Consider the following 12,967-nt stretch of genomic DNA (forward strand, 5'->3'; position numbering starts at 1 on the left):
TTGAGCTTCAAATACAATAAAATATCAATAGATGCCAAAGGCAAAGAGGGGCTATCTTTTCTTGCCTGTAATCTTTCTATACCTCCTAGACCAATTTTGCGCAGTTCTTTTTCCCAGAATCAAATTCGCCATTTTACCTAAAAAGGTATAGTTATGGTCAATCCAAGAACCAGCAAAGTGGTGTATACAATAGGTATTTGGAGTGATGTTCATTTTTAATGTCTTCCAACTTTTTGGATAGAAATATTCGCTAGGATAAATGGTACAATAACCTTCTATTTTTTGAAAAGTATTATTAGGCAGTACTCCTTTTTCCCTTCCCAAAGAAGCCGTCATCATTTCGGTAATAGGGTTAACATCTAAACTTCCATCCGTTTTATAAAAGCTTTTGGTGTGGTATAAAGAAAATAAATTACTTATCCATTCACCGTTTTTAACGCTACCAATTACCCCTGCAGAAACAAGCTGATCTTCAAAACCAGTGAAAGCGATATCATCCAAGAACTTATCTGGAAAAGGCTTAATAAATTCTACATCGGTATCTAAATATAGGCCACCAAATTCCTTTAATACATATAAACGGCAAACGTCTGAAACAAAGGCAAACTTTCTTTCTTTATAGGCATCTGCTGCATATTGATAACTAACGAAATCAAAATTATCTTCATTCCATAACTTGATTTCGTATTCGGGAAGATATTTTTTCCAAGACTCTAGGCATTTCAAAGCTAAATCCGGCATCTGCCCTCGTCCAAACCAACAATAATGAATAATCTTAGGTATCATAAAAATTCTTTACTCTTAATAGGATGATGTTGTTAAATCTTTTTCTTGTTACGATATTTCTCAGACCAAGCATTCGCAATTCTCTTGCCTAACAAAAAATTAGCCAGCTTGCCTATCAAGCTTTGCTTTTTATGTAACCAAGAACCCGCAAAATGGTGTATGCAATAAGTGTTAGGCGTTTGTTTTATTTTTAAAGTTTTCCAACTTTTTGGACAAAAATAATCGCTCGGATAGATGGTACAGTAGCCATCTAACTTTTGAAAAGTATTGTTGATGCTCACACTTTTCCTAGTCTTCATAAACTCGGTGATGATTTCCGTATTCGGATTCACATCGTGACTACCATCTTTCAGATAAAAACTGCGGTTATCGTAATAAGGCAACAAATCGTTAATCCATTTTCCATCCTTTTCGCTCCCCATAATAGCCGACGACAATAGCAAATTGTCCTCAAAACCGGTAAAAGCTTCTTGGCTTAGCATTTCTTCGCTTAAGGGCCGCAAAAATTCTACGTCGGTATCTAGGTAAATTCCACCCATATTTTTCAGGGCATATAAACGGCAAACATCGGCTACAAAAGCAAATTTTCTCTCCTTATAGGCTTCCGAAGAAAATCGATACATGTTTACATCGAAATTATCTTCATTCCACTCTACAATCTCATACTCTGGCAAATGCGTTTTCCAAGACTCTAAACATTTGAGCGCTAACTCTGGCATCGTCCCTCTACCAAACCAACAATAATGTATAATCTTAGCTATCATATGTTAACTTTTTGTCTAATTTTTCTGAAAATATCCCCCCTTGTGGTTTTATCGAAATTGATAAACAAGGTGACTACCAATAACATTGCGCCAATGATAAAGGAGTTGATGAGAAACGTTAACCAGCTATCTAAGGCAAATAAATTAAGTTGTTTCCAACCGTAACACAAAGCAATTAATAAAGTGAACCCAGCAAGGCCTCTTATAATTTTTTTAAAGAAATACCACCTACTTTCTTGTAAGCAATAGGCTGCATATAAAGGTGTAAAAGTTAAATGGCTAAGCACGCCACTCACTAAGGCTCCAACAGGAATAGAGTATACGCCCAAAGAACTGTATTTACAAAGTATAATAACTAAAACAAAGTTGAAGAACGAAATGAAAATACCCCAAAATGATGCAATACGTAGTTTATTGGTAATAACGAAAACATGGTAAACCGTCTCAACAGTGCCATGTACGATAAAAGGAACCAAAGTAATTACTGATAAAATATGTAGTGCTTGCGCATCTTGCGTAGGTAGCCAAAGTCTAAAAAAAACTTCGCCATAAACAAAAAACACGGATAATGGCAGCAACACCACTACGAAGATAGCTTTAAACGAAAGGTCTAAAGTTTTTTTCAGCTTCGTCATATCACTATTGGCATAAGCCTTCAGCATTTCGGGCAAAAATATGGGTACAATTATGCCTAAAAGGATGTAAATAGCATTTGGAATAAACTTAGTTAAGGATAGAAACCCCATTCCAGATGCACCGAAAAAATGATTGGCAATTAACAAATCAAGCTGCGTGTTAATTACATTTGCCATTGCCATAATCGAATTCCATACACCAGAACCCACAATGATAAAAAGTGCACTTTTAGAGAAAAAAGACCAATCTATTCTTATTTCTGGAAGTAATTTTTTGGTAAGTCTGTAATTGGCAACCAACATATAAAGCGCCGTGGCTGCTGTAGTAACTCCCAAGAAATAAATACGTGGCGTAAAGAAATAGAACAGCAAAATAATCGCTCCTAATTTCAGCACGTTAGAAATGATATTGATGAATGCCAGTTTATCGAACCTATTGAGTGCAAAAGCCGTTACCTGAAAAACCGCAGACGATACATTGATTACTAAACTAAAGAAGATGAAGATGAACAATAACCTCACGTCATAAATGAGGTTGCTCGGAATATCTAGAATTTTGTCTATAAACAGGCAGAATAGAGCACTTACTATAGCAAAGCCCAACGAAATAAGGATATTTCCGAAAAGAACAGAGTTGAAATACGTGTTTGCTTCTTTAATATCCTTCTTTTCTAAACTGATGGTGATGTACCTACTAGACATTGAATTTAATGCCGTTGTGATAATCCCCGCATACATCACGAAGTTATTTGATAACGGGAAGAAACCGTAAGCCTCTTTCCCTAAATGCTCTACAATGTATGGCGTTAGAAAAAAAGAAATACCAACTCCCGATAGCGCACTAAAGAAGTTAGAAACCAAATTAACTACAAAACGTCTCTTATCCATAAATAACAACACTAAAGTAAATGTTTTCATTCGATTTATGTTTAAAACCCAAACCGTTTCTTACATTTTATGCGTATTTTGGTAAAGATTAAATCTTTTACGTTTAATTTTAACGAAAAACCAAAATTGAATCCGTTAGTATCTATAATTACCCCTTGCTATAATTCGGCAGACTTTGTAAGGCTTACCATCAATTCGGTATTAGAACAAACCTACACCAACTGGGAGTTGATTGTTATCGATGACAAATCTAAAGATGATACCTGCAAGGTTATTGAAGCATATACGCAACAACATAGCAACATCCGGCTAATTAAGTTAGCGCAAAATGGAGGCGTTGCAAACGCCAGAAATATAGGATTGGAAGAAGCCAAAGGCAAATACATTGCTTTTTTAGATAGCGACGATATTTGGCTGAAAGAAAAACTAGCCAAACAAGTAACTGATATGGAAGAGCAATCGCTGCCCATGACCTTTTGTGCTTACAACAGGATTGATGAAGCGGGGGCAATTATCTCAAGAAAGATTGAAGTTCCAACTAGTGTAAATTACCGACAATTATTATCGCACAATGTGATTATATTTTCAACCTCATTAACTTTAAAAACGGTTATCGGTACTACTAGATTTAAAAAAGTAGGCCACGAAGATTGGATTTTTTGGCTCGATATTTTTAAGAAGCCATTTAGCGGTTATGGCATTAACGAACCTTTGGTTTTATATCGAATAAGGCAGGGTTCTGTTTCATCTAACAAACTAAAAGTAATTGGTTTTACTTGGAAAATATTAAGAGAAAGTGAAAAATTGGGCTTTTTTGAATCGGTGTATCACTTTACAAAATATGCCTTTGCTACGGTTTGGAAGAGGTTAAGGTAAAAACATTTAACCATTAATTGACTTAAAATCCATCTATTATTTTCAACTTCGCAGAACCTTACACAACAATAAGTTGTTAATTTTCACAAACACCTGTTGTTTTATTCTATCTTAAAATGTACAGAACACCTACCTCCAAAACAGAGAAAGATATCATCAATATTTGGCAGCAAATGTTATTAGTCGACAAAATCGGTGTCGATGATAATTTCTTTGAAATGGGTGGAAACTCACTTTTAGCTCAAAAAACTGTAGCCCAACTAAAACAACTACACCAAAAAGTTGTGCCCATAAAAGTTATTTATCAAGGTGCAACAGCGGCTAAAATAGCAAGCTTCATAGAAGGCAAACAAACCAAGCCTACTTTAAAATTTGCTAAGCAAGATAGAATAGCCATCAATAAAGATGTTGCCATTATTGGCATGAAGCTACGTTTTCCAGGCGCTGATACTCTTGAAGAATTCTGGGACAATCTTGTGCAAAAAAAGGAAACCGTCACCTTCTTCGAAAAAAACCAACTCGATAACAGCCTCTCTCCACATTTAACCAACGACAAAGATTACGTTGCGGCGAGAGGAATTATCAATGATGCAGAAAATTTCGATGCGAGCTTTTTTGGCATCAGCAATGCAATGGCAGAATTGATGGATCCACAACACCGTGTGTTCATGGAACTGTCGCGAGATTTATTAGAGAGCACAGGTTATCTCCCTGCCAAATACGACGGAATAATTGGAATATATGCAGGTTGTGGGAACAATACCTACTTCCTTAACAACGTGTTAGCTCACCCTGAAAAAATAAATGCTGTTGGCAGTTTCAACGTAAATACCGTATCCGACAAAGATTACATTGCCTCCCGAACCGCCTTCCAACTTAATTTGAAAGGCCCAGCAGTTGGCATATTTTCGGCTTGTTCTACATCACTTTTAGCTATTGCCGACGCCACCGAAAGTATCCGCAACAACCATTGTGATGTAGCCATTGCAGGTGGTGTAAGCATTACTTCGCCAATTAACAGCGGGCATTTATACCAAGAAGGGGCTATGCTGAGCAAAGATGGTCACTGTGCTCCTTTTGATGCAAATTCAACAGGAACCACTTTTAGTGATGGAGCTGGGGCAATTTTGTTAAAATCTTTGGATAAAGCCATTGCAGATGGTGATTTCATCTACGGTGTTATTAAAGGAATTGGCGTCAACAATGACGGTGGTGGCAAAGGTAGTTTCACTGCTCCAAGTGCCGAAGGGCAAGCCAACACTATTGCGATGGCTATTCACGATGCCAATATAAATCCGTCGGAGATTTCTTACATCGAAGCACACGGTACAGCTACGCCAATTGGCGACCCTATAGAATTTGAAGGATTGAGCTTGGCTTTTGGCGAACAGACGAAAACGCAATATTGTGCAATTGGCTCTGTAAAAAGCAATTTCGGGCATTTAACGCATGCCGCAGGTATCGCTGGAATTATCAAAACAGCTTTGGCCTTAACGCACAAGCAAATCCCGGCTTCTATCAACTTTAAAACACAAAACCCGCAGATTAACTTTACGGAAAGCCCTTTCTTTGTTAATAAAGAACTAACCAAGTGGACAAATGAAAGAAAGATTGCTGGAGTAAGCTCTTTTGGAGTAGGCGGAACCAATGTTCATTTAATTCTAGAAGCCTACGAACTGGAAGAACAAAAAGTTGAAACCAATCAACCTGTATTAGTAGCTTGGTCGGCAAAAACAAAAGAAAGCAACAGAGTATATGCTGAAAAGTTAAGCCAATTTGCATTAAATAAAGATATTCAAACACCAGCAATTGCAGCTACGCTTCGTCATACTCGTGAAGACTTTGCCTATCGTAGTTTCGTTATTGTAAACGATAATCAGCAACTAGTTTCACAATTAACGGTGCAACGTGAAAGTAGCCAAGAACTGTTAGAGACGAAAAAAGACATCACTTTTCTTTTTCCTGGACAAGGTGCGCAATATGCCCAAATGGGTAAAGCACTTTACCAGCATTATCCAATTTTTAAAGCTGCGCTTGATGAATGCACAATACTGATTGAGCAACAACTTGGCGAGAACTTTATAGATTTACTATTTGCTGATGAACAAAACTCTAAGCTTCAGCAAACGCAATATACGCAGCCCGCACTTTTCGCCATTTCTTACTCGCTCGCTAAACTTTTAGAGGATTTTGGTATTAAGCCAACTTCTTATATAGGGCATAGTATTGGCGAGTTTGTTGCGGCTCACTTTGCAGGTATTTTTAGCTTAAAAGATGTTATTAAGCTTATCGTTCAACGAGCAAGAATTGTGAGTGAACTACCAAATGGTTCTATGCTGAGTGTAAAAACAACGCTCGCCGATATTGTTGATTTAGTTCCACCATCACTTTCAATTGCGGCTGTAAATGCGAAGCAGTCTATTGTAGTAGCAGGACCTACCAATGAAATAGAACAATTTGCTGCCGAACTCGGTGAAAAAGGAATTGCTTCGAAAACATTAAAAACCAGTCATGCTTTTCATTCTGCAATGATGGAAGATGCACTTGAACCTTTTGCGAAAGCACTGGATGGAATTGAATTACACGTTCCAAAAATCCCAATACTTTCTACCGTAACTGGGCAGTGGTTAAAAGATTCGGAAGCATTAGATGTTAATTATTGGGTTAATCATCTACGTAAAACGGTAAACTTCAGCGGGGCAATAGAAAATCTGATTAGTACAGAAAACACTCTATTACTCGAAGTTGGCTCGGGTGCGGCATTAAGCGCTTTTGCCAAACAAAATGGCGCCACTACAGCATTATCGGGTTTAAAAAACCCTAAAAATGAAGAAGAGGAACTCCATAATTTCTTAAATATATTAGGGCAGCTGTGGCTGAATGGAAAGGATATCGAATGGAATAAGCTATATCCAAATACTACTAAAAAAGTATTATCGCTACCAAATTATGCCTACCAAAAGAAAAGATTTTGGTTAACGCCAAAAGTTCAAACATTACCTTTAACAGCAAACAACTTATTACAAGTTCCTGAAGTGCAAATTGACACTTCATTTTCAGAGGAACCATCTTTACTTAACAGGATAAAAGAAATTTTAGAGCGAGCATCAGGAATTGAACTAGCGCAAGCCAATCCCGATTACAACTTTGTAGAACTTGGTTTAGATTCGCTATTGCTTACCCAAGTTGCCATCAATCTTAAAAAAGAGTTTGATGTACCAATTACTTTTAGGCAACTCAACACCGACATCAACTCTTTAAATTTACTTAGTGCGTATTTAGAGAAAAATCAGCCGCAGCAAGAGCATGTAGCTTTAGGACAAGCGGTTTCCTTTAACAGCACACCGAGAAACCTTGTCTTAGAGTTAAGCGATGAAGAAACAAAAGAACTTAAAAAACCTTTCGGCGCAACTCCTAAAATAGAGAAATCGGTTACTAAGCTGCATACCGAGCAGCAGGCTTTTATCGATGGCTTCATTAAAAAATACGTTGAGAAAACCAAAGCGAGCAAGCAGTTTACGCAGGAAAATAGAGCGCACATGGCAGACCCTCGGGTGGTTTCTGGCTTTAAACCTGCTACCAAAGAAATCATCTACCCAATAGTCATTTCTAAATCTAAAGGAGCCAAACTGTGGGATTTGGATAATAATGAATACGTAGATGCACTTAATGGATTTGGCTCGAACTTATTAGGTAACCAACCCGAGATTTTAACCAATGCCATTAAAGCTCAAATAGACAAAGGCTACGAAATTGGCCCACAGCATGAGTTAGCTGGAGAAGTTACTCGCTTGCTTTGCGAATTCACCAATTTTGACAGGGCAGCTTTATGTAACACGGGTTCTGAGGCAGTTTTGGGAGCCATGCGAATTGCCAGAACCACCAGTGGTAAATCAATTATCGTTTCTTTTTCTGGTTCGTATCACGGCATCAACGATGAAGTTCTTATTAGAGGAACAAAAAAACTGAAGAGTTTCCCTGCCGCATCGGGTATTATGCCAGAAGCGGTGCAAAATATGTTGGTTTTAGAATATGGCAGCGACGAAAGTTTGGAAATCATCCGCCAGCGCAGCCATGAAATTGCAGCGGTTTTGGTAGAGCCTGTTCAAAGTCGCAGGCCAGAATTTCAGCCTGTAGAGTATCTCAAAAAACTAAGAAAACTTACCGAAGAGCAAGAGGTCATTCTGATTTTCGACGAGGTAATCACTGGATTTAGGTCGCACCCGGGTGGAGCACAGGCACTATTTGGCGTAAAAGCGGATTTAGGAACTTACGGAAAAGTAATTGGCGGTGGCTTACCTGTAGGCGCAATTGCAGGTCACAGAAAATACATGGATGCTTTGGATGGCGGTTTTTGGCAGTTCGGCGACGATTCGATGCCAGAAATTGGCGTGACCTACTTTGCAGGAACTTTTGTGCGCCACCCTATGGCATTGGCAGCGGCAAAGGCATCCTTACTACATTTTAAAGCAGAAGGTCCCGCATTACAAGAAAAATTAAATGAACACACCAAGTACCTGGCTCAACAAATGAACCAAATTTGCAACCGCTACAGCATCCCTGTTTTTGTTGCGCATTTTAGCTCATTATGGAAAATAAAATTCAAGGAAGATTATACGTATTATGAACTGATTTTCGCTTTAATGCGAGAAAAAGGTGTTCATATTTTAGATGGATTTCCTTGCTTTTTAACTACTGCGCATCTGCAAAAAGATATAGACTTTATCATCACAACATTTGAAGCATGTGTGGCAGAGTTGGTTTCGGTTAAGCTCATCCCTCAACACAGAAACCAATTCGATTTACATTTTTTATCTAGTGAAAACCCGCCAGTAAATGGTGCAAAATTAGGTTTAGACGAAGATGGAAATGCTGCATGGTTTATTGCCGATGATAAAGAACCCGAGAATTATTTAAAAATTGAGTTGAATTAAATGTCTACCGACTACCTGTATAAATCAGTAAATCATCATCCATTTACGGCAAACGAAATTTCGAAAGTGGTGCCAAGTACCGAAGCACAAAAAGAAATTTATGTAGCGGTACAGCTTGGTGATGCGCCTGCAAGTTTGGCTTATAACGAGTCGATTACCTTAGCATTTAACCAGCCAATTAGCGCTGATAAATTAGAGAAGGCATTTCATTTCCTTATTAAAAGACACGAAGCGTTGCGGTCGATAATAAGTAAAAATGGCGAGCAGGTCATTATTTTCGAAGACATTCCTTTTCAATTAGATAAAGTAGAAACGTCAGCCGAAGAATATCATCAGACACTGAAAAAGATAGCTTTAAATGAAGTAAATACAGTTTTCAATCTCAATAGCGGACCATTATTTAGAACAACTTTAGTTGAAAACGGTCAAGAAAATTCGAGTTTAGTAATTACTGGCCATCACATTGTTTTCGATGGTTGGTCTATCGGCGTATTGCTTCAGGAACTTTCTGCTATCTACACTTTTTTGTCACAAAATGAAGCTCCAATTTTAGCCGAAACCACTCAAATTAGTGATTATGCGAAGGAAGAATTTATTTATCGTGACAGCGATGCATACCAAAGCAATAAGCAATTTTGGGTCAATCAGTTTAAGGAACATACAGCTTTCGATTTTCCCATTGACCACGAACGACCAGCTATAAAAACTTACGATGCGAAAAGGTTAGACTTTGAAATTACGCAGCAATTAAGTGCCAATGTAAAGTCGATGGGTGCAAAAGCTGGTGTAAGTTTCGTGAGTTCGCTTCTAGTTGCTTTCGAAGTTTTATTAGCGAAAATATCTGGCAATAAGCAAATCGTTCTGGGACTTCCAACTGCCGGGCAATCGGCAACAAGTCACTTCAATTTAGTTGGCCATTGTGTGAACATGCTGCCATTGAAAAGCCATATTAAACATGATCTAGCGTTTGATGACTATCTTAAAACACGAAATCAAGAAATTTTAGAGGCTTACGAATACCAAAGATTCACTTTTGGTTCGCTTGTTAAAGAGTTGCCTTTACAACGCGACCAATCTAGAACTCCGTTAATCCCAATTTCGTTTAATGTAGATTTAGGTTATGATAACGGTGTGAACTTCAACAACAATCCACATCAACTTTATTCAAACCCTCGTAGTCACGAAATTTTCGAGATTTTCTTGAATATCAGCGGTAGCGAAAAAGAACTTAACGTAGAATGGAGCTATAATACAAACCTTTTTAAAGAAAGTACGATTGAAAAATACCATCAGGCATATGTTTCTTTATTAGAAAAATTAACGCTAGCACCAAAAACTGTAATTAGAAATATCCTCAAAGGAGATTATACAGCGCCTCTGAAGGAAAATCAACTTAATCAAACCTCTGCAGCTTACCCAACAAATAAACCGCTTGGAAATTTCATCAGTGAAACTGCAAAAAAATATCCTACCCGGATTGCGGTTTCTACAACAGCACAAAAAATTACCTACGCTGAATTAGAACAAAAATCTAATCAGTTTGCGGCAAAATTAATGCTAGAAGGTGTTGAAATTGGGCAAAAAGTTGGCTTAGCGGTAGACCGTTCTGTTGCTATGGTAATTGCATTAACGGGAATTTTGAAGTGCGGTGCTGCCTATCTTCCGTTCGACCCCACCTATCCAGCAGAACGTATTAAATATATGCTAGATGACGGGGAAGCCGATTATTTGATTATTTCTGAAGCCTACCGAAATCAACTGCAAACCCCTGCGAAAGTGCTTACTCTTGAACAAATCATCAATTCATTGGATGAGTTAGACGAGCACACTGCGCTTCCAAGCTTTAATACCGACGAACTACTTTATATCTTACATACATCAGGTTCAACGGGCAAGCCAAAGGGCGTACAAATTACCCATCGCAATGTGGTAAATCTGTTGTTAAGTGTACAAGATAAATTCGGCATCAAGCCGGATGATAAAATGCTCTCGGTTACAACTATCTCTTTTGATATTGCCGAAGTGGAGATATTCTTACCACTAATTACCGGTGCGGAAGTGATGATTGCTAGTAAGGAAGAAGTACGCGATGCAGAACAATTATTAAACCTGCTTGATACGCAAAACATCACCTTTATGCAGGCAACTCCTTCAGGATGGCAAATGCTGCTTGACGCTGGATGGGAGAAAAAGCACAACCTTACTATTTTATGTGGTGGTGAGCCAATGAGCCACCATTTAGCACAAAATTTACTGCGACGTTGCGAAGCACTTTGGAATGTTTATGGCCCAACGGAAACCACTATTTATTCTACCATAAACCAAATACAGGCTGACGATGAAATCATCAGTATCGGTAGGCCTTTAAACAACACACAAATTTATTTCCTAGATGAATATTTAAACGAAGTTGAAGACGGGGAAATAGGTGAAATTTACATTGCTGGAGATGGGGTATCGAAAGGTTATATCAACAAACCAGCACTTACCGCCGAACGATATTTATCAAATCCCTTTACCAATTCAAGCTCTTCAGATACACAATCGATCATGTATCGCACCGGAGATTTGGGTAAGTTATTACCTAACGGGAAAATACAATGTTTGGGTCGCATAGACCATCAAATTAAAATTAGAGGTTACCGCATCGAGCTGGAAGAGATAGAGCAAAATCTCCTCAAGCAACCGAACATACAGAAGGCGGTAGTTGCTGCTGTAGAACTACAAGCTGGTAACCAACAATTGGTGGCTTACATCATTCCGCAAAATTATAGTGCTGAAAACTCATACAAGGAAGAAATAGTGCAGTGGAAAGCAGCCTTAAAAGATGCATTACCCGCATTTATGGTTCCTGCTTTCTTTTATACGTTAGCCACTTTTCCGCTTACACCAAACGGTAAAATAGATCGAAATACGCTTGCCAAAAACATAAAATCAGTAACACCAGCAACTCCGGTGTTTGTATCAGCAAATACCGAAGCAGAAAAGGAAATTCTAGCCATCTGGCAAAAAGTGTTGAACAAAGACGACATCAGTACCACTGATAATTTCTTTGAACTTGGCGGGCATTCTTTACTGGCGGTACAAGTGATGCAGCAAATAGGTAGTAAAATGAAAGTAAAGCTACCGTTGGCGTCGTTGTTCCAATACCCCAGTATACAGAAATTAGCTGAATTGGCTACCGCTAAACGAGAAGACATCCAGTGGAACTCTTTAGTTAAAATTAGACCTGAGGGCAGTAAAACACCCGTATATTTTATTCATGGTTCGGGATTAAACGTGCTCATGTTCTACCCAATGATCAAGTACATGGATGCAGAACAGCCTGTGTATGGCTTGCAGGCACAAGGTTTAGATGGCAACCTACCAAGCTTTACTTCGATTGAAGAAGTAGCCAAAATGTACGTAGATGAGGTAATTGCAGATAGACCCAATGGACCTTATGCCTTTATCGGCTATTCGCTAGGTGGCATTATTGGACTAGAAATGGCAAAGCAATTGCAAGAAATGGGCAAAGAGGTTAAGTTTTTCGGAGTAGTAGACACTTACATCGGTAACAGAAACTTCCTTAAATCTCGTACCACTACTTTAGTAGAGAAAGTTTTTAGGCAACCGAAAAAGCTACTTTTCTTTGGAGGACAATTTCTACAAAATCCACAAAAAACAGTTAACTATCAGGTTAATCACATTAAAAACTTAGGCAACAAGATTTTTAGCCCAACAGCAACTGCGGCACAAGTTTCGCTCGAAGATAAAATAAATGACATTTACATGGAGGCTTACATGAGATATGATTTACAGCCTTACGATGGCATTATCCATTTGTTTAAAGTGAAAGAACGTATCTATTTTGTAGATGAACCTAAATATCTGGGTTGGAAACCTTATGCACCAAAGGGATTAAAGATTACTTACATTAACGGAGATCATGCAACTTTCTTAACAGCCCCCAACGACAAATCTTCGGCAGAGATAATACAGAGGGAGTTAGATAAAGCTTAGGATTTATAATCAGGAGTGTTCGAAACAAATTTATCGAAAGTCCGAAGGACTGACATTTTTATAGAAACAAGAGTTGAGATAA

Annotated in this window: 6 protein-coding genes; 3 read left to right on the forward strand and 3 right to left on the reverse strand. The window is 38.2% G+C overall.

Annotation, left to right across the window (positions count from 1 at the left end; all coding sequences use genetic code 11):
• Window positions 1-51: 51 nt before the first annotated feature.
• The 3 genes from CRO54_RS16215 to CRO54_RS16225 are packed head-to-tail and all read right to left on the reverse strand — an operon-like array spanning window position 52 to window position 3,103.
• Window positions 52-786, reverse strand: a complete 735-nt coding sequence (locus CRO54_RS16215) for a glycosyltransferase family 32 protein (protein ID WP_097133141.1) — start codon at window positions 784-786, stop codon at window positions 52-54.
• Between the two features lie 32 nt (window positions 787-818).
• The gene (locus CRO54_RS16220; RefSeq protein WP_097133142.1) at window positions 819-1,550 is read right to left on the reverse strand and encodes a glycosyltransferase family 32 protein; all 732 of its coding nucleotides are present in this window, start codon (window positions 1,548-1,550) and stop codon (window positions 819-821) included.
• Window positions 1,547-3,103 carry a lipopolysaccharide biosynthesis protein gene (locus tag CRO54_RS16225; protein WP_097133143.1) on the reverse strand — a complete coding sequence of 519 codons (1,557 nt, stop codon included), beginning with the start codon at window positions 3,101-3,103 and terminating at the stop codon, window positions 1,547-1,549. Before CRO54_RS16225 ends, CRO54_RS16220 begins: the two co-directional genes overlap by 4 nt.
• 39 nt (window positions 3,104-3,142) lie before the next feature.
• Between CRO54_RS16225 and CRO54_RS16230 the strand changes: the two genes are divergently transcribed.
• From CRO54_RS16230 to CRO54_RS16240, 3 genes are all read left to right on the forward strand, one after another.
• The gene (locus tag CRO54_RS16230) at window positions 3,143-3,949 is read left to right on the forward strand and encodes a glycosyltransferase family 2 protein (RefSeq protein ID WP_097133144.1); all 807 of its coding nucleotides are present in this window, start codon (window positions 3,143-3,145) and stop codon (window positions 3,947-3,949) included.
• 116 nt (window positions 3,950-4,065) lie between these two features.
• Window positions 4,066-8,883, forward strand: a complete 4,818-nt coding sequence (locus tag CRO54_RS16235) for a type I polyketide synthase (RefSeq protein WP_097133145.1) — start codon at window positions 4,066-4,068, stop codon at window positions 8,881-8,883.
• On the forward strand, window positions 8,884-12,885 hold the full coding sequence (locus tag CRO54_RS16240; protein WP_097133146.1) for a non-ribosomal peptide synthetase: 4,002 nt from the start codon (window positions 8,884-8,886) through the stop codon (window positions 12,883-12,885).
• The last annotated feature ends 82 nt before the right edge of the window (window positions 12,886-12,967 follow it).

The organism is Pedobacter xixiisoli, assembly GCF_900215335.1.
Lineage (GTDB): Bacteria > Bacteroidota > Bacteroidia > Sphingobacteriales > Sphingobacteriaceae > Pedobacter > Pedobacter xixiisoli.

Bases quoted from the DNA above. Each gene is read 5' to 3' on its own strand.
- CRO54_RS16230 (WP_097133144.1), top strand. From the start codon at position 3,143: ATGCGTATTTTGGTAAAGATTAAATCTTTTACGTTTAATTTTAACGAA.
- CRO54_RS16220 (WP_097133142.1), bottom strand. From the start codon at position 1,550: ATGATAGCTAAGATTATACATTATTGTTGGTTTGGTAGAGGGACGATG.
- CRO54_RS16235 (WP_097133145.1), top strand. From the start codon at position 4,066: ATGTACAGAACACCTACCTCCAAAACAGAGAAAGATATCATCAATATT.
- CRO54_RS16240 (WP_097133146.1), top strand. From the start codon at position 8,884: ATGTCTACCGACTACCTGTATAAATCAGTAAATCATCATCCATTTACG.
- CRO54_RS16225 (WP_097133143.1), bottom strand. From the start codon at position 3,103: ATGAAAACATTTACTTTAGTGTTGTTATTTATGGATAAGAGACGTTTT.
- CRO54_RS16215 (WP_097133141.1), bottom strand. From the start codon at position 786: ATGATACCTAAGATTATTCATTATTGTTGGTTTGGACGAGGGCAGATG.